The following is a 23,354-nucleotide window of genomic DNA, read 5'->3' as shown; positions in this document are numbered from 1 at the left end:
CGGCTCAATTGGAAGCGGTCGCCGCAGGGCTGTCCAGGCGCATGAAGCAGTGGTGGCTGAAGTAGATGTCATAGCAGCCGTCGTGCTCGGGATCGGGCCGGAAGGCCACCGGCAGGCGGTGCAGCGCGTGCGACAGGCGCAGCTTGTGGCCCTGGAACTTCACGAAGCCGTTCCAGCCCACGGTCACGACGTGATCGTGCTCGGCGTATTCGATCTCCGGCAGCACCTGCGGCATGGCCCGCGGGCTCATGCGGTAGCGCTGTGCGGGTGTCTGCATGGCGATGCCTTCGTGCGGCCTCTCGTGGTTGTAGACAGCCCTCCAGCGGTCGAGCGCGTCCTGTGCATGGGCGAGGTTGTCGAAGGTCCTGCCGTTGAGCACCTCGGCCTTGAGCGAACGGTGGAAGCGCTCGAGCTTGCCGTTGGTCTGCGGGTGGTACGGCGCGCTGTGGCTGACGCGCATGCCCAGCCGGATGAACCAGATGTCGAGCCCGCTGAGGTGGCCCGGTGCGCTCGGCACGCCCCAGGGCGCGCCGTTGTCGGCGTTGATGCGCGCGGGCAGCCCGTAGCGCTCGAAGACGGCCTGGAGCTGGCTCTGCACCGTGGCGCTGTCGGTCCTGGCGCAGGCGGCCGCGGCCAGGTTGAAGCGCGAGTGGTCGTCGAGCAAGGTCAGCGGGTTGCAGCGCCCGGCAGCGGTCTCGAAGTGGCCTTTGAAGTCGAGCTGCCACAGCGCGTTGGGATGCTCGTGCTCGAAGCGCTGCCAGGGCTGGCTGGCAGCGCTCGCCTCTTGAGGGATCAGGCCGTTGCGTCGCAGGATGTCGGTGACGGTGCTGGTGGCGGGCACCTCGCGGTGGCCGAGGTCCAGCAGCCTGCGGCAGATCTTGCGCGCGCCCCAGGCAGGATGCTCGCGCCGCATCGCCAGGACGGTCGACTGCATGTCCGCGGGCGTCTGCAGCGGGCTGTGTACGGGGCGCCTGGAGCGCTCCACGAAGGCCGCCTGACCTTCCACTGCAAAACGCTTGAGCAGCGCATAGCCCGCCTTGGGCGTGATGTTGAAGCGCCGGCACAACTCGCGCCGATTAGCCCCTTCCTGCTGGGCCAGTTCCACGAACTCTTGCTTGGTGCTCATGAGGTCTCTCGGTTGCCAGGGCATGGGCTTCTCCTCGGCTTGTCTGCCGCACAGAAGTGTTTCCCATGTCCCCGCACACCCGTTTCCCATGTCCCCGGTCTGAACACTTCGCCAAAGAAAGTAAGCAAAGAAAGGCGACCCGACACCCGAGGCCCTTCGGGCACCGCTGCGGTACTCGCAAAGGCGGGGTCCACGACAACTCGCCTTCGACTCAAACAGGTCGTGGCCCTGATCCGCCTTTGCTCCGTTCCTCGCTCTCGGGCTCACGGGACCCGGATACGGGGACAGCGGCTGCTTCGCAGCGCAACGGGCCGTCGCTGCGCTCGGCCTGGGGTAGGAAGGCGGCGCCCAATGTGGGCTGGTGTTCAATCAGAGGCCGAGCGCAGCGACGGCCCGTCGCCCTGCGAAGCAGTGGCTGTCCCCGCTCCCCGGGTCCCGTCTGCGGGTGAGCGAGGAGCGCAGCAAAAGCGGATCAGGGCCACGACCTGTTTGAGCGAAGCGAGTTGTCGTGGACCCCGCTTTTGCGAGCACCGCAGCGTGCCCCCCTCGAAGAGGGGGGACTCCCGCAGCCGGGTCGCCTTTCTTTGCTTACTTTCTTTGGCGAAGCAAAGAAAGTGAGCGCGGTCTGGGGCGCGCAGCCCCAGCTCCGCCCTCCGCGAAGGAGAAGACCCCCCCCTCAGGCAGTCTCAGCCAACGCATCCGAAAGAGCGCTGACCATGCGGTCAATCTCGGCCTTCTCCGAGATGAAGGGCGGCGCCAGCTGGATGGTGTCGCCGCCGTAGCGCACGTAGAACCCCTTCTTCCAGCATGCCATGGCCACCTCATAGGGCCGCTTGGCCGGCTCACCGGGAACGGAGGCCAGCGTGATGCCCGCAGCCAGCCCGATGTTGCGGATGTCCGTCACGTGCTTCACGCCCTTGAGGCTGTGCACGGCCGCCTCGAAATGCGGCGCCAGCGCCCGCACCCGCCCGACCATGTCTTCCTTCTGCAGCACCTCCAGCGCGGCAACACCGGCGGCGCAGGCCACAGGATGGGCCGAGTAGGTGTAGCCATGCGGAAACTCCACCATGTACTCCGGCCCGCCGGCAGCCATGAAGGTGTCGTACACCTCGCGGCTGGCGATCACCGCGCCCAGCGGCTGGGCGCCGTTGGTCACCTGCTTGGCCACGTTCATGATGTCCGGCGTCACGCCGAAGGCTTCCGCGCCGGTGAAGGCGCCCACGCGGCCGAAACCGGTGATGACCTCGTCGAAGATCAGCAGGATGTTGTTGGCGGTGCAGATCTCGCGCAGGCGCTGCAGATAGCCCTGCGGCGGCACGATCACGCCGGCCGAGCCCGACATCGGCTCCACGATCACCGCGGCGATGTTGGAGGCGTCGTGCAGTGCGATCAAATCGAGCAGGCGGTCGGCCAGGGCGGCGCCTTCGGTGGGCATGCCGCGGGTGAACAGGCGGTCGGCGCTGTGGGTGTGGGGCAGGTGGTCGGCTTCCACGGCCTGGCCGAAGAGCTTGCGGTTGCCGCCGATGCCGCCGACCGAGATGCCGCCGAAGTTCACGCCGTGGTAGCCCTTCTCGCGGCCGATCAGCCGGGTCTTGGTGCCCTGGCCCTTGGCGCGCCAGTAGGCGCGGGCCATCTTCAGCGAGGTGTCGGCGGCTTCCGAGCCGGAGCCGGTGAAGAACACATGGTCCAGGCCTGCGGGCGTCAGTTCCTTCAGCTTGTTGGCCAGCTCGAAGGACAACGGGTGGCCGAACTGGAAGGCGGGTGCGTAGTCGAGCTTGGCGATCTGGCGGCTGACGGCTTCGGTGATCTCCGGGCGGCCATGGCCCAGGCCGGTGCACCACAGGCCCGACAGGCCGTCGAAGATCTTGCGGCCGGCGTCGTCGGTGAAGTAGGCGCCCTTGGCTTCCACCACCATGCGCGGATCGGCCTTGAAGTTGCGGTTGCCGGTGAAAGGCATCCAGTGGGCGTCGAGCCAGGCGGCGTCGGTGCGGACTTCGGGGGATTGCGGTTCGATGGTGGCGAGGGTCATGGCGAAAGGCTCCAGCGGAAGGTGGACAACAGCCGCGATTGTGGTGCGGCGCTTATCCCCTGAAAATGGCGCGATATCGTTATTCACTTGAGCGTTCATGCAAGTAAAGACCCCCGCTGGCGCACCCGAGAAATCGCGCGCCCTGCTCGGCCAGCTCAGCGACATGGACCTGCGCCTGCTGCGGGTGTTCAAGACCGTCGTGGAATGCGGCGGCATGTCGGCGGCCGAACTGGAGCTCAACATCGGCACCTCCACCGTCAGCCGCCACGTGAAGGACCTGGAGACCCGCCTGTCCCTGGTGCTGTGCCGGCGCGGCCGGGCCGGCTTCGCGCTGACCGCGGAAGGCCAGCGGGTGTACGACGAGACCCTGAGGTTGCTGGCCTCGGTGCAGGCCTTCCGCAGCAGCGTGGACGACATCCACCACCGCATGGGCGGCGCGCTCGACGTGGCGGTGTTCGACAAGACGGCCAGCAATCCCGAGGCGCGTGTCGATCTCGCCATGGCGCGTTTCGCCGAGCGGGCGCCGGAGGTGGCGCTGAACGTGCACATCGGCTCGATCAACGCCATCGAGCGCGGCGTGATCGACGGCGCCTTCCAGGTCGGCATCATCCCGGCGCACCGCAGCTCGCGCACCCTGGCCTACGGCGAGCTGTTCGGCGAGACCATGCTGCTGTACTGCGGCGAGCGCCATCCGCTCTTCGGCGCCGCGCACGGCAAGCTGAGCTGGGCGCGGCTGCGCGAATACGCCTTCGCCGGCCTGGGCTACCACTCGCCCAACATGGCGCTGACCCACCGCGCACAGCTCACCCGCAAGGCCACGGGTTTCGACCAGGAGGCGATCGCGCTGCTGGTGCTGTCGGGCCGCTACCTGGGTTTTCTGCCCGACCACTATGCGCAGGCCTTCGAGCAGGCAGGCCGCATGCAGGCGATCGCGCCGGAGCGTTTCCGCTACGAATGCCGCTTCGTCAGCCTGCTGCGGCGCTCGCCCGCGCCTTCGCGGGCCGCCAAGCTGTTCCACGACTGCCTGGTCGAGGCGCATGCGGCGCCAACGCCCTGAAGCCGGGGCTCAGCCCGGCCCGCTGTCCTCCGCGCGCACGAAGAGACGCGGCCCCAGCATGCCCACCAGCAGCGCCGCCACGATGCAGGCGCTGCCGGCCCACTGCCAGGGCGTGATGGTCTCGCCCAGCACCAGCATGCCGGTGGCCAGGCCGATCACCGGCACGCCCAGGCTGAAGGGCGCCACCCGGTTGGCGGGGTGGCGCTGCAGCAGCCAGGTCCACAGGGCGTAGCCGGCCAGGGTGGCGCACCAGCCGAGATAGGCCACGCCGGCCCAGCCGGTGGCGCTGGCATGCAGCCACTGCCAGCGCGTGGCCTCGGGGTCGAACAGCCAGGCCAGGCCAGCGAAGGGCAGGATGGGCACGAGCGAGATCCACACCATGAAGGGCAGCGCGTCGTAGCGCGGCTGGCTGGCCTGGATGCGCCGCACGATGATGTTGGACACCGCCCACATGGTGGCGGCCCCCAGGATCAGCACCAGGCTGGCCAGCGTGATGCCGCCGCCGGCACCGCCCGCGAACTCGATGCCGAAGCAGGCCAGGCCGGCCGCCGCCAGCGCCAGGGCCGCACGGGCCGCGCCACGCAGGGGCTCGCGCAGCAGCAGCAGGCCCAGCAGGGCGGTGAAGAAGACCTGCGTCTGCAGCAGCACCGAGGCCAGCGCCGCGCTCATGCCCATGCGGATGGCGACGAAGACCATGGCGAACTGCGCCAGCTGGGCTAGCCCGGCGGCCAGCAGCCAGCGCCATCGCAGCGGCGGGCGCGGCAGGACCAGCACCAGGGGCAGCGCGGCGAACAAATAACGGAAGGTGCCCAGCTGGAAGGGCGTGAACTCGCGCAGCGTCACCTTGGTGACCACGAAGTTCAGCCCCCAGATGACGACGACGAGCAGTGCGGCGGCCAGCTCGCGCGGGGCAAAGGAGGTGTGGGGTGTCGTCATGCGGTCGCCATCATGCGGCAGGCGCGGCCGGGTGGCCTCAGGTGCTTTCGCGCTCGACGATGCGGAACTCCACCGCGACGGTCCGCTCGGCCGGCGGCCGGCCTTCGGCGCAGCCGGCGATCATCGCGGCCGCCATGCTGCCGATGGCGGCGCCGTCGATGTGCACGCTGCTCAGGCCCGGCTGCATGGAGGCGGCGATGTCCAGGTTGCCGAAACCGACCACCGCCAGCCGCTGGGGCACCGGGATGCCGCGCACCCGGGCCTCGGTGAGCACGCCGGCGGCCATCATGTCGGAGCTGCAGAACACGGCGTCGATGGCGGGGTCGGCCTGCAGCAGCGCGGCCAGGCCTTCGCGGCCGTGGCGGTGGGTGGTGGGCGAATCGGCCAGCTGCAGCGGTGGCGGCGGCAGGCCCAGCGCCCGCGCCTGGTCGCAGAAGCCCTGCACCCGCCGCAGGGCGCGGTCGTCCCGGCCACTCAGCAAGGCCGGGCGGCGCCGCCCGCGGCCGTGCAGGAAGCCGCAGACATCGCGGCCTATGCGTTCGTGCGACAGGGCCAGCAGCATGTCGATCGGCTCGGGTGTGTCGTCCCAGGTCTCGACCACCGGGATGCCGGAGGAGATCAGCATGGCGCGGCCCTCGGGCGAATGCAGGATGCCGGTCAGCACGATGCCGTCGGGCCGGCGGCCGATGATGGCGCGCAGCAGCTCGTCCTCGCGGGAGCGGGCATAACCGATCTGGCCCACCATCAGCTGGAAGCCGCGGGCCTCGAAGGCATCGGTCAGCGCGCCCACCATCTGCGAGAACAGGGAGCCGTGGATGGTCGGCACCAGGGCGGTGACCAGGTGGCTGCGCGAGGAGCGCAGGCCGTTGGCCATCAGGTTGGGCACATAACCCAGGGCGCGCACGGCTTGCTCGACGCGGGCGCGCAACGGCGCGGTCACCCGCTGCGGCGTGTGCAGCACACGCGACACCGTCATCGCCGAAACGCCCGCGAGCTGCGCCACCTCACGCAAGGTGACGGCGGGCCGGCCGCGTTCGGCGGCGGCCCTGTCCAAGGAGGGTCCTGCATTCATGGCCGGCAAGTCTAGGACCAGGGCCTGCCGGTTCCGGCGGGTTCTTTTGGGTCACTTCCGCCTTCTGGCGACTGTTTACGTCGAACAAACGAAAGCGTTCGCTTGTTTTCGAAGAAGGGCTCAGGGCTTCTTCTGGGACGGATCGGTCGCCGCCGAGGCGCCTTCGCCTGAGCCGGGCGCGGGCGCCAGGGTCTTGGGGTCGGCATTGGCGCCCGCGGCCGGCGCGCTCGGATGGTCGGAGGAGGACGAAGCGGCGGCGGGCGCGCTGGCGGCCGGTGCCGCGGGCGCATCGCTGCTGCGCTGGCCGCAGGCCGTCAGCACGACGGCGGCGATGGCGGCGCAAATCAGGGTGTGGGGCTGGGACATGGCGCGATCCGTCAAGGGTTGGAATGCGGCCACTCTAGGGGCCGCGGAACGCGCGGCAAGCAGGGCTGCAGCCCATGGCCCTGTCGGCGGACAACCGCATGGATGCGTCGGCGAAAAAGGGGGGAGGGGCGGAAAGCAGCCGGAGTCGAACCGACCAGGAAGCGGCTGGCGCCCCCTACCGGGTTTGAAGCCCGGGCACACCACCGGATGCGTGTGCTTTCCTCGATGAACGAAAGGCAAATTCTAGGCGTTCAGGCTTCGCTGGCCGGGCCGTGTTCGGTCCAGCGCATGCCGGGGCGGATCCAGTGCGCATCGCCGACGCGGCGCATGTAGCCGATGCGGTCGAAGAATTCCAGGATCTGGATGGCGCGCTTGCGGCCCAGCTGCACCGCATCGCGGAACTCGCGGGCCTCCACCGGCCGCCCGTCGCCCAGCGCGGCGGCGATGCCGGCCAGCTTGGCGATGCTTTCGGACGGATAGAACAGGTCCTTGACCACCTGGTGCATGGCGCCGCTGCGGGCCTGCTTGCGCAGCAGCTCGCGCACCGCGTCCTCGCGCTGGCCGGTGGCGGCGGCCAGGTCGCGCACCCAGGGCGGGTCGTTGCCGCCGGCCAGCTGCAGGGGCAGGAGTTGTCGGGCCAGCGCCTCTTCGGCTGCGTCCAGTTCCAGCCGGTGGCCGGGGCGGTGCAGCCATTGGCCGCTGCGCTGCAGGGCGCCGTCGTCGCTGTCCAGCAGGCGGGCGATCCAGGCGTTCCAGTACGGGGCCTGCGCGCTGCCCCGGGCGGGGAAGACCATGCGCTGCAGCCGGGCGCTGTTCAGGCCGGGCTCGTCGGGGGCGCGGACGTGGTGGCGGTCCAGGGCTTCGACGATGCGCTGGCGCAGGGCGGCCCAGGCCTGCGGCGCCAGCCAGAGCAGGTCGTCGTCCGCGCCGCCGCCCAAAGGGAAGGCGGGTGCGTCGCTGCCGGCCCAGCCGGCATCCGGCCAGCGGCCCAGCAGGCGGGCCAGGCCGCTGCGGGTGAGGCCGGCCGGCGCGGCCAGTAGCAGCGGGCGGGCATCGCCCTCGGCCACCAGGGTTTCCAGCGCGGCCAGCCAGGCCAGACGCTCGGCGCTGCGGCGGCGGCGCTCGGGGGCCTGCGGGTCCAGCACCACGGCGCCGCCCACCGTGCGGTTTCCCTGGGCGTTGCGCAGGATCAGCCGGTCGCCCGGCAGCACGAAGACCGGCGCGTCGAACACCAGCTGCACCCAGCCCTCGCCGCCGGGGGCGACGGTGTCGGCCTGCAGCGGCACCGCATGGGCCTGGCGGTGGGCGGCACCCAGGTGCACATGGAGGGCCGTCCAGGCGCCCAGCGCGGGCGCGTCGGCCAGCAGATGCAGGCGCACGTCGATGCGCTGGGTGGGTCGCAGCACCCGGGCATCGGCGATCCAGTCGCCCCGTCCGATCCGCTGCTTGTCGATCCCGGCCAGGTTGAGCGCCACCCGCTCGCCGGCCCGGCCTTCGGTCGCCGCCCGGTTCTGCGCATGCAGGCTGCGCACCCGCACCGGCTCGCCGGTGGCCGAATGCGTGACCGTGTCGCCCACCACCACCCGCCCGCCGAAGACGGTGCCGGTGACCACCGTGCCCTGGCCGGCCAGGGTGAAGACCCGGTCCACCGCCAGGCGGAACAGGCCGTCGTCGCGGCGCTGGCGCCACTGGCGGGCGAGGGTGAAGAGGTGTTCGCGCAAGGCCTCGATGCCGTGCTGCGGGCCGGTGGTGTCGGGCGCGATGGCGGTCTCGAACACCGGCGCGTCCTGCAGCGGCGAGCCGTGCAGCAGGGCCGCGATGTCGGTCCGCACGGCGGCGATGCGTTCGGCATCCACCCGGTCGGTCTTGGTCAGCACGACCGTGCCCTGGGCGATGCCGAAGAGTTCCACGATGGCCAGGTGCTCGCGGGTCTGCGGCATCACGCCGTCGTCGGCCGCCACCACCAGCAGCACATGGGCGATGCCGGAGGCGCCGGCCGCCATGGTGTGGACGAACTTCTCGTGCCCCGGCACATCGATGATGCCCAGCACGCCGCCGCCCTCCGGCACCGGTGCGTAGGCGTAACCCAGCTCGATGGAGATGCCGCGCGCCTTCTCCTCCTTCAGCCGGTCGGTGTCCACGCCGGTGAGGGCGCGCACCAGGGTGGTCTTGCCATGGTCGACATGGCCGGCGGTGCCCAGGATCATGTCGTGGCCAGCAGTGCCTGCAGCATGGGGAGCTGGTCGGTGAAGGCGGCCTCGTCGGCGGCTTCCAAACAGCGCAGGTCCAGCCACAGGGACTGGTCGGCGATGCGGCCGATGACCGGCCTCGGCAGCCCGCGCAGGGCGGCCTCCAGCCGGGCCAGCTGACGGCCGGCGCGTTTGGCTTCGCGCGGCGCCAGGCGCAGGCCGGCGCTGGGCAGGGTATCGACGGGCAGGGCGCCGCTGCCGATCTGGCTGGACATGGTCGCCACCGTCACCTCGAAATCCTTCGCCGCCGCCTGCACGACCGGCAGCAGGCGCTGGGCCTCGGCCCGCATCTGCGCCTGCGGCCGGGTGAACAGGCGCAGCGTGGTCAGCCGCTCGGCCAGGTGTTCCGGCGAGAGGTAGAGGCGCAGCACCGGCTCCAGCGCGGCCAGGGTCAGCTTGCCCACCCGCAGGGCGCGCTTGAGCGGATTCTTCTTGATCTTCGCGATCAGGTCCCGGCGGCCCACGATCAGCCCGGCCTGCGGGCCGCCCAGCAGCTTGTCTCCGCTGAAGGTGACGATGTCGGCGCCCGCGCCCACCACGTCGCGCACGGTGGGTTCGTGGGGCAGGCCCCACTGCGCCATGTCCACCAGCGTGCCCGAGCCCAGGTCCACCGCCAGCGGCAGGCCGTGGGCATGGGCGATCGCGGCCACCTCGGCCTCGCCCACGCTCTTGGTGAAACCGGTGACGGCGTAGTTGCTGCAGTGCACCTTCATCAGCATGCCGGTGCGCGGCCCGATGGCCTCCTGGTAGTCCTTGGCATGGGTGCGGTTGGTGGTGCCCACCTCCACCAGGCGCGCGCCAGCCCGGCCCATGATGTCCGGGATGCGGAAGGCGCCGCCGATCTCCACCAGCTCGCCGCGCGAGACGATGACCTCCTTGCGCGGCGCCAGCGCATTGAGCGTGAGCAGCACGGCGGCGGCATTGTTGTTGACCACGGTGGCGGCCTCGGCGCCGGTCAGCTCGCAGAGCAGCTCGGCGACCAGGTCGTCGCGGTCGCCGCGGCCGCCGGTGGCCAGGTCGAATTCCAGGTTGGCCGGCGCGGTCAGGGCCTGCAGCACCGACTGCACCGCCGCGTCCGGCAGCAGCGCCCGGCCCAGGTTGGTGTGCAGCACGGTGCCGGTGAGGTTGAAGACGGCACGCAGCCTGGGTGCGAAACGTTCGGCCAGGGTGCGCTCGCAGGCGGCGGCCAGGGTGTCGTCGGCGATGGCGTCCGCCGCGAGCTGGCCGGCCAGGGCGGCGGGCCGCAGCCGGTCGAACTCGGCGCGCAGGGCGGTGGCGACGGCGGAATGGCCGTAGCGCTCGGCCAGGGCCCGCAGCGGCGCTGCTCCCAGCACACGGTCGACCGAGGGCAGGCGCTGGGCGGGCTGGTCCATGCTCACACCGCCAGAGGCTTCTCGATGGCCAGCAGCGGATTGCCGCTGGCGCGCGAGAACTCGGTCTCGCCCATCAGCAGGTCCAGCGTGATGCTGGCCAGGTCGTCGGCCACCGGGTCGACATACGGGTCCTGCTCCTGGTCCACCAGCTTGCGGTAGGTGTGGCAGGTGTCGCAGGTCTCGGCTAGCACCGGCTGGCGGGTGTCGGCCTTGCCCGCGGGCGTGGCCTGGGCATCGGCCGCGCCCTGGTAACGCACGCCCTTGGTCGATTCGCAGTGGCTGCATTTCACCCGCACCATGTGCCATTCGGTGGCGCAGCAGCTGCAGTGCAGATAGCGGTGGCCGCCCGCCTCGCCGCCGATGCGCAGCACGCTGGCCACCGGGGCGCTGCCGCAGACGGGGCAGACGGTGGCGGGCTCGGCATAGGGCACGTCCTTCTCGGACAGCGCCGCCGCGCGTATGGCGTAGACCACCTGCAGCGCGGCCATCACCAGCGGGGCTGCGGCCAGCTCTTCCCGGCCGATGTTGTCGGCCAGCACCTGGCGGGCCAGGGCATCCAGCGCGGTGTCGTCCAGCGCGGCCAGGTGGTCGAACACCGGCTGCAGGGCGGCCGGCACGGCGGCATCGCCCTTCAGTTCGGCGACCAGGCCGCGCAGCGTGCCGCGCCAGGCCGCGGGCAGCGCATCGGCCACCGGCAGCAGCGGCATGCCGTGCGCGCTGGCGCGTTCGGCCGCTCCGGCCGGCAGCGGCTCGGCAGGCGCCGCCTGGCTCACCTGGTGATGCTGCGCATCCACCAGCCGTGCGGCGAACAGCAGGTAGTCGGCGATGGGATTGCCCGCCGCGAGCTGGCGCAGCCGCGCGGCCCGCTCCTGGAACAGCGTGGCCGGCTGCGGCAGGCGAATGCGGGGGAAGTGGATGCGGTCGAGGGTCTCGATCTCGCCGGGCTGGAGGATGCGTTGCACGGACAGATATCCCAAAGCAGAAGGATCGACAAAAACAGGGACGCCGGGCGGACCCGGCGTCTTTCTACAGGATCGGGCAGGCCAGTCTAGACATCGCGCCGCTCGCGCGCCAGCGCGCGTTCCCGGTCCACCACCTCGTCATACCAGCCCTTGTGGTGCTTGCGCGCCCAGGCGTAGGTCACCCAGCCGCGGGTCATCGCGCGGATCGAGCCCTTGATCCACAGCGCCGCATAGATGTGCACGATGATGGAGCAGATGATCACGAAGCCGAAGAAGGCATGCAGCAGCGAGGCCGCGCGGATCACCGAGATGGGGAAGAAATGGCTGAAGTAGGCCCGCCAGATCACCAGCCCCGTCAGCAGCAGGCCCAGCATGCAGGCCAGCAGCACCCAGAACAGCAGCTTCTGGCCGGCGTTGTAGCGGCCGATGGCGGGCAGCTTCTCCTCGTGGTTGGTGAGCACGTCGCCGATCTGCCTCATCCACTGCACGTCCTTCTGTTCCAGGAAGTTGTGGTGCCAGAAACGGATCACCAGCAGCGTGAAGGAGATGAACATCGCCACGCCCACGAAGGGATGCAGGATGCGTGTCCACGGCCCGCCGCCGAACAGGTTCGTCAGCCAGAACATGGCGGGGTGGAACAGCGCCAGTCCCGACAGCGCCAGGATCACGAAGCAGATCGCCGTGATCCAGTGGTTGCTGCGCTCGTTGGGCGTGTAGCGCTGGATCACCGGCTCCTCGTTGGCCGTGGCGAAGTCGCGCGCGGTGGGTGCTTCAGCCTTGTGGATGCTGCTCATGGCGGGCCTCCTGTTCCTTCACTTCGGCCAGCGGGTCGGTGTCCACGCCCGCATCCTCGCGCCGGGCCAGCGCCTCGGCTTCGGCATCGTCTTCCTCGTGTTGGTTGGTCTCGTTGGGACCGACACGGGTGTAGTGGAAGAAGCCGGCCAGCGCGGTCAGCGCGATGCCGGCCAGCGCCAGCGGCTTGGCCGCGCCCTTCCAGAAGCCGACCATCGGGCTGATCTTGGGCTTGTTGGGCAGGCCGCTGTACAGCGAGGGCTTGTCCGCATGGTGCAGCACGTACATCACATGCGTGCCGCCCACGCCCGCCGGGTCGTACAGGCCGGCCTTGTCGAAGCCGCGTTCCTTCAGGTCCTCGATGCGTTCCTCGGCCTGGTCCTTCATGGCCTGCTTGGTGCCGAACATGATGGCGCCGGTGGGGCAGGTCTTCACGCAGGCCGGCTCCTGGCCCACGGCCACGCGGTCCGAGCACAGGGTGCACTTGTAGGCCTTGCTGTCCTTCTTGGAGATGCGCGGCACGTTGAAGGGGCAGCCGGCGATGCAGTAGCCGCAGCCGATGCAGGCCTCCTCGTGGAAGTCCACGATGCCGTTGGTGTACTGCACGATGGCGCCCGGCGAAGGGCAGGCCTTGAGGCAGCCCGGGTCCTCGCAGTGCATGCAGCCGTCCTTGCGGATCAGCCATTCGAGGTTGCCGCTCTCCTCGTTCTCGTATTCGGTGAAACGCATCACCGTCCAGGAGTTCTCGGTGAGGTCGGCCGGGTTGTCGTACACACCGAGCGTGCTGCCCACGTCGTCGCGCAGGTCGTTCCACTCCATGCAGGCGGTCTGGCAGGCCTTGCAGCCTATGCACTTGGAGACGTCGATCAGCTTGGCCACCTCGCCCGAATGGGGCGAGCGGGCCTGCGGCTCGGGCAGGGTGGTGGCGGAGCGCCGTTTGATATCGAGCGATTGCAATGACATGTCGGGCTCCTCAGACCTTTTCCACTTTGACCAGGAAGGTCTTGAATTCCGGCGTGTTGGTATTGCCGTCGCCCACGAAGGGAGTCAGCGTGTTGGCCAGGAAACCGGCCTTGGTCACGCCCTTGAAACCCCAGTGGATGGGGATGCCCACGTGGTGCACCGTCTTGCCCTCGATCGTCATCGGCTTGATGCGCTTGGTCACCACCGCCGCGGCCTTGATGTAGCCGCGCTTGGAACTGACCTTGACCATCTGGCCGTTGGCGATGCCCAACTCCCTGGCCATCGCCTCGCCGATCTCCACGAACTGCTGCGGCTGCACGATGGCGTTGAGCAGCGCGTGTTTGGTCCAGTAGTGGAAATGCTCGGTCAGCCGGTAGGTCGTGCCCACGTGCGGGAAGTCCGCCGCCTTGCCGAAGGTCTCCCACACCGACTTGAACACCCGCGCCGCCGGCGAGCTGGTCGCCTTGGGGTTGTTGGGGTTCATCGGGTTGTAGCCGAGCGGCGTGTCGAAGGGCTCGTAGTGCTCCGGGAACGGGCCTTCGTTGAGTCCCTTGCGGGCGAAGAAACGCGCCACGCCCTCGGGGTTCATGATGAAGGGGCCGGCGCCGGTCTCGGGCGCCAGGTTGGCGCCGAAGTCGGCCACGTCGGCACCCACCCAGGCGCTGCCGTTCCAGTGGACCAGGTCGCGCTTGGGGTTCCAGGGCTTGCCCGCGGGATCGCAGGAGGCGCGGTTGTAGAGGATGCGCCGGTTGGCCGGCCAGGCCCAGGCCCAGTTCAGGGTGTTGCCGATGCCGGTGGGGTCGGAGTTGTCGCGCCGGCCCATCTGGTTGCCGGCCTGGGTCCAGCTGCCGGCGAAGATCCAGCAGCCGCTCATGGTGCTGCCGTCGTCGCGCAGTTCGCCGAAGCCGGAGATCTGCTCGCCGGCCTTGCGCAGCACCTTGGTCGGGTCGGCCGGGTCCATCAGGTCGACCAGGGCGCGGCCGTTGTATTCCTTGGCCACCTCCATGGGCGTGGGCTCGTCGGACTGGGCGTAGGGCCACCACAGGTTGACGATGGGGTCCGGGAACTTGCCGCCGTCCTTCTGGTACATCGCCTTGATGCGCAGGTACAGCTCCGACATGATGCGGATGTCGGTCTCGGCCTGGCCCGGCGGCGCGGCGGCCTTCCAGTGCCACTGCAGCACCCGCGAGGAGCTGACGACCGAACCCTCTTCCTCGGCGAAGCAGGTGGTGGGCAGGCGGAACACCTCGGTCTGGATCTTCGAGGAGTCCACGTCGTTGTGCTCGCCGTAGTTCTTCCAGAACTCCGATGTCTCGGTGGCCAGCGGATCCATGATGACCAGGAACTTGAGCTTGGCCAGCCCCTCGCGCACCCGGTCCTTGTTGGACAGGGCGGCCAGCGGATTGAAGCCCTGCGCCAGGTAGCCGTTGACCTTGCCTTCCTTCATCAGCTCGAAGATCTGGAGCATGTCGTACTCCTTGTCGAGCTTGGGCAGGTAGTCGTAGGCCCAGTTGTTCTCGGCGGTGGCGGCCGGGCCGTACCAGGCCTTCATCAGGCTGACGTGGAACTTGGGATAGTTCTGCCAGTAGCTCATCTGCTTGGCGCGCAGCGGTTTCTGCGTGCGGGTCGTGATGTAGCCCTGGTAGTCCTGTTCCGCATCGCGCGGCATCGTCAGATAGCCCGGCAGGCTGGCCGAGAGCAGGCCCAGGTCGGTCAGGCCCTGGATGTTGCTGTGCCCGCGCAGCGCGTTCATGCCGCCGCCGGCCACGCCGATATTGCCCAGCAGCAGCTGCACCATGGCGCCGGTGCGCAGGATCTGCGCGCCGATGGAATGCTGGGTCCAGCCCAGCGCGTACATGATGGTCATGGCACGGCCGGCCACGGCGGTGCTGGCCATCTTCTCGCAGATGTGCAGGAACTTGGCCTTGGGGGTGCCGCAGACGCTCTCCACCTTCTCGGGCGTGTAGCGGCTGTAGTGCTGCTTCATCAGCTGGTAGACGCAGCGCGGGTGCTGCAGCGTGGGGTCGGTCTTGACGAAGCCGTCCTCGCCCAGCTCGTAGTCCCAGCTGGCCTTGTCGTACTGGCGCTTTTCCTCGTTGTAGCCGGAGAAGTAGCCGTCTGCGAAGCTGAAGTCCTCGCGCACGATGAAGCTGAAGTCGGTGTACGCCTTCACGTAGTCGTGCTGGATGCGGTCGTTCTCCAGCAGCCAGCGGATCACGCCGCCCAGGAAGGCGATGTCGCTGCCCGAACGGATGGGCGCATAGAAATCGGCCACCGATGCCGAGCGGTTGAAGCGCGGATCGACCACCATGAAATAGGCCTTGTTATGGGCCTTGGCTTCGGTCACCCACTTGAAGCCGCAGGGATGGGCCTCGGCTGCATTGCCGCCCATCACCAGAATCACGTCCGCATTCTTGATGTCGACCCAATGGTTCGTCATCGCTCCACGGCCAAACGTCGGGCAAGACCTGCCACCGTCGGGCCGTGTCAGACACGGGCTTGGTTATCGAATGCGACGAGGCCCCAGGAGCGGGCGATCTTGTGGGTGATGTAGCCGGCTTCGCTGCTGGAGGCCGAGGCGGCCAGCATGCCGGTGGTGGTCCAGCGGTTGACGCGCTTGCCGTCGGGCAGGGTCTCGATGAAGTTGGCGTCGCGGTCGGCCTTCATCAGGGCGGCGATGCGGTTCAGGGCATCGTCCCAGGACATGCGTTTCCACTCGGTGGAGCCGGGCGCGCGGTACTCGGGATACAGCAGCCGGTTGGGGCTGTTGACGATGTCCAGCAGGCTCGCGCCCTTGGGGCAGAGCGTGCCGCGGTTGACCGGGTGGTCCGGATCGCCCTCGACATGAATGACCGAGGGCTTGGCGTTCTTCGCGCCGTCGCCCAGGGAATACATCAGGATGCCGCAGCCGACCGAGCAGTAGGTGCAGGTCTGGCGTGTGACGGTGGTGGCGGCGAGCTTGTACTGGCGGACTTCGGCCAGCGCGGTCGCTGGCGAGAAGCCCATCAGGGCCAGGCTGGAGCCCGCCAGGCTGGAGCCAGTCACTTTCATGAACTGGCGGCGGGAGAGTTGCATCGTGGGTGCCTCTTGGGACGGATTCTTGCTGCAATTTTAGGCAGGCAACCCATCATGCAGGCGGATCAATCCAGAGGGGGAAGCTAGGACATACCCACGTTATTTCCAACCGGCTATAGCGGCAGGGATCAGCCCCGGCTCAGTCCTGCAGTCGTTCGCAGGCCAGGCGCAGGCGGCGGGCGCCTTCCTCCAGCTCCGGCATGGAAGAGGCGTAGGAGAGCCGGAAATACGGCGAGCTGCCGTAGGCGGCGCCCTGCAGCACGGCGAGATTGACCTCGTCGAGCAGGTACATGACCAGGTCGCTGTCCGAGGCGATGGTCCTGCCCTGCGGTGTCTTCCTGCCGATCAGCTCGGCGCAGGAGGGGAAGGCATAGAAGGCGCCCTCGGGCAGATGGCTGTCCAGGCCCGGGCAGGCGCGCAGCTGCGCCACCACGAAATCGCGCCGCGCCTGGAAGATGGCGCAGCGCTCGGCGATGAAGTCCTGCGGGCCGAGCAGCGCCTCCACCGCGGCCGCCTGGCCGACCGAGGAGGGGTTGGAGGTGCTGTGCGACTGCATCTTCACCATCTGCGCGATCAGCGGCGCCGGCCCGCCGCCGTAGCCGATGCGCCAGCCGGTCATGGCATAGGCCTTGGAGACGCCGTTGACCGTCAGCGTGCGCTCCTGCAGCGCGGGCTCCACCTGGGCGATGGTGTGGAAGGCGAGGCCGTCATAGATCACATGCTCGTACATGTCGTCGGTCAGCACCCAGACATGGGGATGGCGCAGCAGCACGTCGGCCAGGGCGCGCAGTTCCTCGCGGCGGTAGATGGCGCCGCTGGGGTTGTTGGGTGCGTTCAGGATCAACCACCGGGTGGACGGCGTGATGGCGCGCTCCAGGTCCTCGGGCTGCAGCTTGAAGCCGCGCGCCTCCGGGCAATCGACGAAGACCGGCTTGCCGCCGGCCAGCAGCACGATGTCCGGATAGGACACCCAGTAGGGCGCCGGGATGATGACCTCGCAGCCCGCCTCCACCGTGCACATCAGCGCGTTGAAGACCACCTGCTTGCCGCCGGTGCCGACGACCACCTCGTCTTGCCGGTAGCTCAGCCCGTTCTCGCGGCTGAACTTGTGGCGCACCGCCTCGCGCAGCTCGGGCGTGCCGCCCACGTCGGTGTACTTGGTGCGGCCGGCGGCCATGGCGCGCGAGGCGGCTTCCAGGATGTTGGGCGGCGTGGCGAAATCCGGCTCGCCATTGGTCAACGCGACGATGTCGCGGCCCTCGGCGATCAGCTTGCGGGTGCGCACGCCGGCCATGGAACTGGGGGAGGGTTGGATGCGGTGTACGCGTTGGGCGAATATCGACACGGGCGGGCCTGCGGGTTGGGGCGGAATAAGGGAATGGAAAAGTCTACGCAGCCGCCTGGTTTTACACCAATGGAGAAATCGGCGTTATTATTCGTGAAAACCGATTAATACCCATGTCGCGCCATATATCCCTTCGCCACCTGCGTTGTTTCCTGGAAATCGCGCGCTGCGGCTCATTCACCACCGCGGCCTCGCGGCTGTATATGACGCAGTCCTCGCTGACCAATATCATCCAGCAGTTCGAGGAAGGCGTGGGGCTGAAGCTTTTCGACCGCAGCACCCGGCGGGTCACGCTAACCGACGAGGGCGCGCGTTATGTGGCGGATGCGGAGCAGCTGATCAAGCGTTTCGATGCCTCGATCGCCGACCTGCGCTCCTTTTCACAACTGCAGCGTGGGCACTTGCGTATCGCCGTGGCGGCCTCGGTGCTAGACATCTTCATCGTGCAGGTCATCGAGCTGATGCGCGGCAAATATCCGGGCATCACCTTTTCGGTGCGCGATGCGGGTGCCCGGCTGGTCGAGAAACTGGTGGACGAGGGCGAGATCGATTTCGCCATCACCAGCAGTTTCAGCGGCCGGGACGAGCTGGTTTATCAACCGCTGCTGCGCGATTCCTATGGCGTGGTATTCCGGCCGGACGATGCGCTGAATAATGAAGAGGGTGAAATCGAATGGTCGGCGCTGGATGCCCGGCGTTTTGTCGGATTCACCGGCGATACCGGTATCGGCGCCTTTCTGCATGCGAATGCGCCGGATTTTTTCGAACGCGCCGGCGTGCATGACGAAGTCTCCAGCACCACATCCCTTTTTTCGCTGATGAAAATGCCCGGGCAATATTCGATATTGACGGCGCTGTCGGTCTCGGTGGACGCCGCCCGCCATCTGCGTTTTCGGCCGCTGGCGGCGCCCGCCCTGGCGCGCGAGGTCTGCCTGATCACCCGCCGCCTGCGTTCGCTGTCGCCGGCCGGCGAGGCTTTCGTCTCCCTGCTGCTGCAGGTGCTGGCGGACAGCGAACTGCCCGCCGGCGTCACCTTGGCCAAAGGCCTCTAGTCGACCTTGATGTTGGCCGCCTCGATCACCTGCTTCCACTTCGGCGTCTCGCTCACCATCAGCTGCGTCAGCGCCGAAGGCGGGCCGCCGAGCAGGTCGAAGCCCATGGTCTTGAACTTGGCGGAGATGACCGGGTCCTTCAGCGCATCGTTGAGCACCGTGTTGAACTTGCGCACGATGGGCTCGGGCGTGCCGGCCGCGGCCAGGATGCCGTACCAGGCGGTGAGTTCGTAGCCCGGCACCGTCTCGGCCACGGTGGGCAGGTTGGGCAGCTCGGGCAGGCGGTTCTTGGTGGTGATCGCCAGGGCCTTCAGCTGGCCGTCCTTCACCAGCGGCATGGCCTCGGGCATCACCGCGATCATGAAGGTGGTCTGGCCGCCCACCAGGTCCTGCAGGGCCGGCGCGCCGCCCTTGTAGGGGATCTGCGAAACGTCCAGGCCGACGGTGCGTTTGTAGAGTTCCGCGCCCAGGTGCGAGGGTGTGCCGTTGCCGGCGCTGGCATAGGAGGCCTGGGTGGGATCGCGCTTGATCAGGGCATTGAGTTCGGGCAGCGAATCCGCCTTCACGTTCTTGCCCACCACCACGATGTTGGGCATGGTCGCGGCCAGCAGGATGGGCGAGAGGTCCTTCTGCGGGTCGAAGGGCAGGTTCTTGAACAGGCTGGGATTGACCGACAGCGCGGTCGAGGTGGCCAGCAGGATGGTGTAGCCGTCGGGCTTGGACTTGGCCACGTAGTTGGTGCCGATGTTGGCGCTGGCGCCGGCCCGGTTCTCCACGATCACCGGCTGGCCCAGCACCTCGCTCATCCGCTGGCCCAGGGTGCGCGCCATCACGTCGGTGGAGCCGCCGGCCGGGTAGGGCACGACGAAGTGGATCGGCTGGTCGGGCCAGGCGGCCAGCGCCGGCACGGCGAAGCCGGACAGCGCGAGGGCGGCCGCCACGGCCGGCATACGCAAGACATGAAGCAAGACAGTACGCAGAAGATTCATCGTTTTTTCCCTGGAGTCATATGGTGCGGAAGGCCCGCCCTGCCGATCGGCCAGCCCGCCTTCAGGCGAGGCTGGCGTAACCCTGTTCCTGGTCGTGCCGCAGCTGCCCGGCACTGCGTTCATCGGCCCGGCCGAAGCCGCCGCCGCCGGGCGTGCGCAGCACCACCTCGTCGCCGGGCTGGAGCACGCAGGGCTTGCGGTTGTCGATCTCGACGCCGTTGATCAGCACCGCGCCCAGCCCGCCGGTGCCGCCGCCGCCGATGCCGGGCGCCGGCACCTTGGTGCGTTCGGCCATGAAGATGGTGGTGAGCGGCCCGGTGTGGCGGTTGATGAAACGCACCTCCTGGCCCAGGCCGCCGCGTTGCCGGCCGGCGCCGCCGGAGCCGTCGCGCAGGCGCTTGGCCTCGAAGAACAGCGGCGACTCGCGCTCGGCGATCTCCACCGGCGTGGGCGAGATGTTGCTCGGCCAGGCCATGACGGAGGCGCCGTCCTTCAGCGCCGAGGCGCCCATGCCGCCGTTGAAGAAGAGCACGGTGGCGAACGGCCGGCCGTCCGGCCGGGTGCCGGTGAAGTTGGCCACCCACAGCGGCGAGCCGGCACCGGCGATGACCTTGTCCGGCAGCACCGCATGCAGGGCGCCCAGCACCACGGTCGGCACATAGTGGCCGGTGCAGGAGCGGCCGCCGACCGGCGCCGGCTGGCGCGGGTTGAGCAGCGAGCCCTCGGGCGCCAGCACCTTGATCGGGCGGAACAGCCCCTCGTTGTTGGACAGGTCCGGCAGCAGCAGCGCCTTGATCGCATAGACCGTCATCGCCGCCGTATAGGCCCAGACGCAGTTGATGCCGCGCGGCTGCTGCGGCGAGCTGCCGTCGAAGTCGCAGCTGATCTCGTCGCCGCGGATGCGCACCTGCACCTTGAAGAGCAGGCGGTCGTCGAAGCCGTCGGTCGACATCTCGTAGCCGTAGTCGCCGTCGGGCAGGGCGCGGATCGCCTGGCGCATGGCCGCCTCGCTGCGGTCGAACAGGGCCTGCGCCAGTTCGTCCAGGCCGGGCAGCTCGTACTCGCCGAGGATGTCGTCGATGCGGCCGGCCATCAGCTCCACCGCCGCCACCTGCGACCAGATGTCGCCCACCGTCTGCTCCGGCGTGCGCACGTTGGTGCGCAGCAGGGTCAGCAGGCTCTCGTCGGCCACGCCGTCGCGCAGCAGGCGCATCAGCGGGATGTGGAAGCCCTCCTCGTACAGCTCGCGGGTGTCCACCGAACGGATGCGGCCGCCGATGTCGGGCACATGCGCGGTCGAGGCGGCGAAGGCCACCAGCCGGCCGCCGTGGAAGACCGGCTTGACCAGGCTCACATCGTTCAGGTGGCCGGTGCCGATCCAGGGGTTGTTGGTGATGTAGACGTCGCCCGGCTGCATGCTGGCCGTGCCGAAATGCGCGATGGCCGCCTGCACCGTGCGCGGCAGGGTGCCGATGAAGGAGGGGATGCTGCCGCTGTTCTCCGACAGCGCCCGGCCGGCCGAGTCGGTGACCACCACCGCGAAGTCGTTGGCCTCCGAGGACAGGGTCGAGAAGGAGGTGCGGATGATCAGCTTGGCGGCCTCGTTGACCACCGAGCGCAGCCGGGTCCAGAAGACCTCCAGGAAGATCGGGTCGGCGGCTGCCTCGTTCAGGCTTTTGTTCTTGCGTTCCATGATGCTCAGGCTCCGATGTCGATGACCAGGTTGCCGGTGGCCAGCTGGCGCACCCGGCCCAGGGGGCCCACCACCAGGGTGGAGCCTTCGTCTTCCACCAGCAGCGGGCCGCGCCGGTCGAAGCCCGCGGCCAGGGCGGCGCGGTCGTAGATGGGGGTGTCGACATGGCGGTCGAGTTCGCGGAAGTACACCGGCCGGTGCGCCTTGGGCTCGGCCTGCGCGGCCTCGGCCAGGAAGGCGCTGCCGGGCTGCTGGCGCGGCGGCGCCTCGGCGGTGACACGCAGGTTGACCAGCTCCACCGGCACGTCCGGCGGGGTGCGGCCGAACTTGTCGCGGTAGCCGCTTTCGAAGGCGCGGGTCAGCGCCGCGCGCATGGCGGCGGTGTCGGCCGCGCCGGGGCCGGCATAAGGGCCGTCGGGCAGGCGCACGGTGAGGTTGAAGCCCTGGCCGACGAAACGGCCGTCGGCGTTGCGGCCGAGGCGCACCGGGCCGAAGGTGTCGTCCAGCGGCGCCAGCACGGCGCAGACCTGGGCTTCGAGTTCGGCGAAGGAGGCTTCCAGCACCTCAAGCGGATCGCTCATCGGCCGCACGCTGGCGGTGCGCGAGCGATCGGCCCGGGCGGGGGCCACCAGCAGGCCGTAGGCCGAGGCCACGCCGGCCGCGGGCGGGCAGATGATGGTCTTCACGCCGATCTTCTGCGCCACGTAGTAGGAGTGCAGCGGCCCGCCGCCGCCGGTGCAGAGCAGCACAAAATCGCGCGGATCGCGGCCGCGCTCGGCCACATGCACCCGGGCGGCGCCGGCCATGTTCTCGGCCACGATGTCGTGGATGCCCCAGGCCACCTCGGCGGCCGGGCGGCCCAGCTGTTCGCCCAGGGCGGCGATGGCCTTCTTCGCCTCGCCCAGGTCGATCTTCATGGTGCCGCCGGCGAAGTACTCGGCATTCAGATAGCCCAGCACCAGGTTGGCATCGGTGACCGTGGGCGCCGTGCCGCCCAGGCCGTAGCAGGCCGGGCCGGGCTCGGAGCCGGCGCTCTGCGGCCCCACCTTCATCAGACCCAGCGCGTCGCGGTGGGCGATGCTGCCGCCGCCCGCGCCGATCTCGATCAGGTCGATGGTGGTGATGCGGATCGGCAGGCCAGAGCCCTCGGCGAAACGCTTCTGCCGCGCCGCCTCGAAGCTGTAGGCGATGGCCGGCTTGCCGTTCTCCACCAGGCAGAGCTTGGCGGTGGTGCCGCCCATGTCGAAGGCCAGCAGATTGGCCTGGCCGTCGCGCAGGCTGTGGTGCGAGGCGGAGATGGCGCCGGCCGCCGGGCCGGATTCCAGCAGCTCGATGGGGGTGCGCCGGGCTTCGTCCAGGTGCGAGAGGCCGCCGTTGGACAGCATCATCAGCACGTCCGCAGGCAGGCCCAGCGCGGCCAGGCGGCGCTGCAGGCTGGCCAGGTAGCGGTTGGCCAGGGGCTTGATGTAGGCATTGGCCACGGTGGTGGAGCCGCGCTCGAATTCGCGGATCACCGGGGCGACTTCGCTGGACAGGGTGATGTCCATCTGCGGCGCGTGGGCCAGCACGATGTCGCGCACCGCCCGCTCGTGGCGGCCGTCGGCATAGGCGTGCAGCAGGCAGATGGCGATGGAATCCACGTCCTGGGCCAGCAGGTCCCGTACCACCGCCTTCACCTCTTCGGCATCGACCGGGCGGATCTCCTCGCCGCGGTGGTTCATGCGGGCGCCGATCTCGGCGCGCAGCCGGCGCGGCACCAGGGCCGGGGCCGCCTCGATGTTGAGGTCGTAGAGGTCGTACTTGCGCTCGTTGCCGATCTCCAGCACGTCGCGAAAACCCTCGGTGGCGATCAGCCCGGTGCGGGCGCCGCGGCGCTCGATCAGCGCGTTGGTGAAGAGGGTGGTGGCATGCACCACGCGGCCCACCCTGGCGGCCTCGATGGCGTGCTCGGCGATCAGCCGCTCCACGCCTTCTGCCACGCCGCGGGCGGGGTCGCCGTGGGTGGTGAGCACCTTGAGTGTGCGCAGCGCACCGTCTTCGTAGTCCAGGGCCACCACATCCGTGAAGGTCCCTCCGATATCAATTCCGATGGCCCAGTTCGACACGCCGTTTGCTCCTGATGAATGCTTTTGCATGGCTTCATTCTGGGAAGTGGCGCCCGGCAAATCCAACGAATAAAACGGCGTGTTTTTTCGTGAATCGCGAACAGTCGAGGGCCGCCCAGCACCGGCGTCACCCTGCCAGCGGCGCTGGGCAGGATGGGCGGCGGGAGCCT

The 23,354-nt window shown here is 69.1% G+C and carries 16 protein-coding genes, 1 tRNA gene and 1 pseudogene; 2 read left to right on the top strand and 16 right to left on the bottom strand.

What is annotated here, in order from left to right:
* Window positions 1–4: 4 nt before the first annotated feature.
* The gene (locus GT347_RS11515) at window positions 5–1,150 is read right to left on the bottom strand and encodes an IS481 family transposase (RefSeq protein ID WP_160552084.1); all 1,146 of its coding nucleotides are present in this window, start codon (window positions 1,148–1,150) and stop codon (window positions 5–7) included.
* A gap of 652 nt (window positions 1,151–1,802) precedes the next feature.
* On the bottom strand, window positions 1,803–3,155 hold the full coding sequence (locus tag GT347_RS11510; protein ID WP_160552083.1) for an aspartate aminotransferase family protein: 1,353 nt from the start codon (window positions 3,153–3,155) through the stop codon (window positions 1,803–1,805).
* Window positions 3,156–3,252: 97 nt separating this feature from the next.
* On the opposite strand from GT347_RS11510, the gene GT347_RS11505 reads away from it, so the two are divergent.
* The gene (locus GT347_RS11505; RefSeq protein ID WP_160552082.1) at window positions 3,253–4,212 is read left to right on the top strand and encodes a LysR family transcriptional regulator; all 960 of its coding nucleotides are present in this window, start codon (window positions 3,253–3,255) and stop codon (window positions 4,210–4,212) included.
* A gap of 9 nt (window positions 4,213–4,221) precedes the next feature.
* On the opposite strand, the gene GT347_RS11500 is transcribed toward GT347_RS11505, so the two are convergent.
* The 11 genes and pseudogenes from GT347_RS11500 to GT347_RS11450 all read right to left on the bottom strand — a co-directional run bounded on the left by GT347_RS11500 (window position 4,222) and on the right by GT347_RS11450 (window position 17,294).
* Window positions 4,222–5,148, bottom strand: a complete 927-nt coding sequence (locus GT347_RS11500; protein ID WP_160552081.1) for an EamA family transporter — start codon at window positions 5,146–5,148, stop codon at window positions 4,222–4,224.
* A 37-nt stretch (window positions 5,149–5,185) separates the two neighbouring features.
* On the bottom strand, window positions 5,186–6,220 hold the full coding sequence (locus GT347_RS11495) for a LacI family DNA-binding transcriptional regulator (RefSeq protein ID WP_160552080.1): 1,035 nt from the start codon (window positions 6,218–6,220) through the stop codon (window positions 5,186–5,188).
* Between the two features lie 120 nt (window positions 6,221–6,340).
* Window positions 6,341–6,586 (bottom strand): hypothetical protein, encoded by a 246-nt coding sequence (locus GT347_RS11490; RefSeq protein ID WP_160552079.1) that lies wholly within the window; start codon window positions 6,584–6,586, stop codon window positions 6,341–6,343.
* Window positions 6,587–6,715: 129 nt separating this feature from the next.
* Window positions 6,716–6,808, bottom strand: a tRNA-Sec gene (locus GT347_RS11485).
* Window positions 6,809–6,837: 29 nt separating this feature from the next.
* On the bottom strand, window positions 6,838–8,793 hold the full coding sequence (gene selB, locus GT347_RS11480; RefSeq protein WP_160552078.1) for a selenocysteine-specific translation elongation factor: 1,956 nt from the start codon (window positions 8,791–8,793) through the stop codon (window positions 6,838–6,840).
* On the bottom strand, window positions 8,790–10,208 hold the full coding sequence (gene selA / locus GT347_RS11475) for an L-seryl-tRNA(Sec) selenium transferase (protein ID WP_160552077.1): 1,419 nt from the start codon (window positions 10,206–10,208) through the stop codon (window positions 8,790–8,792). The genes selB and selA overlap by 4 nt, the downstream gene beginning before the upstream one ends.
* 2 nt (window positions 10,209–10,210) lie before the next feature.
* Entirely contained in the window at window positions 10,211–11,170 is a 960-nt protein-coding gene (gene fdhE, locus GT347_RS11470) for a formate dehydrogenase accessory protein FdhE (protein WP_160552076.1), read from the bottom strand.
* Between the two features lie 86 nt (window positions 11,171–11,256).
* Window positions 11,257–11,964 carry a formate dehydrogenase subunit gamma gene (locus tag GT347_RS11465; RefSeq protein ID WP_160552075.1) on the bottom strand — a complete coding sequence of 236 codons (708 nt, stop codon included), beginning with the start codon at window positions 11,962–11,964 and terminating at the stop codon, window positions 11,257–11,259.
* Complete coding sequence (gene fdxH / locus GT347_RS11460) at window positions 11,942–12,925, bottom strand: formate dehydrogenase subunit beta (RefSeq protein WP_160552074.1); 984 nt, start codon at window positions 12,923–12,925, stop codon at window positions 11,942–11,944. The genes GT347_RS11465 and fdxH overlap by 23 nt, the downstream gene beginning before the upstream one ends.
* 10 nt (window positions 12,926–12,935) lie before the next feature.
* Window positions 12,936–16,000 (bottom strand): annotated as a pseudogene (fdnG, locus tag GT347_RS11455) (formate dehydrogenase-N subunit alpha).
* Between the two features lie 139 nt (window positions 16,001–16,139).
* A complete protein-coding gene (locus GT347_RS11450; protein ID WP_229722841.1) occupies window positions 16,140–17,294 on the bottom strand; it encodes a pyridoxal phosphate-dependent aminotransferase in 1,155 nt (384 codons plus the stop codon).
* Between the two features lie 164 nt (window positions 17,295–17,458).
* Between GT347_RS11450 and GT347_RS11445 the strand changes: the two genes are divergently transcribed.
* The gene (locus GT347_RS11445) at window positions 17,459–18,397 is read left to right on the top strand and encodes a LysR family transcriptional regulator (protein ID WP_160552072.1); all 939 of its coding nucleotides are present in this window, start codon (window positions 17,459–17,461) and stop codon (window positions 18,395–18,397) included.
* Here GT347_RS11445 and GT347_RS11440 read toward each other — a convergent pair.
* From GT347_RS11440 to GT347_RS11430, 3 genes are all read right to left on the bottom strand, one after another.
* Window positions 18,394–19,386 (bottom strand): Bug family tripartite tricarboxylate transporter substrate binding protein, encoded by a 993-nt coding sequence (locus GT347_RS11440; protein ID WP_160552071.1) that lies wholly within the window; start codon window positions 19,384–19,386, stop codon window positions 18,394–18,396. The genes GT347_RS11445 and GT347_RS11440 overlap by 4 nt on opposite strands.
* A gap of 61 nt (window positions 19,387–19,447) precedes the next feature.
* Window positions 19,448–21,079, bottom strand: coding sequence for a hydantoinase B/oxoprolinase family protein (locus GT347_RS11435; protein ID WP_229722840.1), 1,632 nt, complete (start codon window positions 21,077–21,079; stop codon window positions 19,448–19,450).
* A gap of 5 nt (window positions 21,080–21,084) precedes the next feature.
* Window positions 21,085–23,214 carry a hydantoinase/oxoprolinase family protein gene (locus GT347_RS11430; RefSeq protein ID WP_160552070.1) on the bottom strand — a complete coding sequence of 710 codons (2,130 nt, stop codon included), beginning with the start codon at window positions 23,212–23,214 and terminating at the stop codon, window positions 21,085–21,087.
* Window positions 23,215–23,354: the final 140 nt, after the last annotated feature.

This window comes from Xylophilus rhododendri, from assembly GCF_009906855.1.
In the GTDB taxonomy this organism is placed as follows: Bacteria; Pseudomonadota; Gammaproteobacteria; order Burkholderiales; family Burkholderiaceae_C; genus Xylophilus; species Xylophilus rhododendri.
Note: the sequence above shows the minus strand (reverse complement) of the source record. Positions and strands in the feature narration are given on the sequence as shown.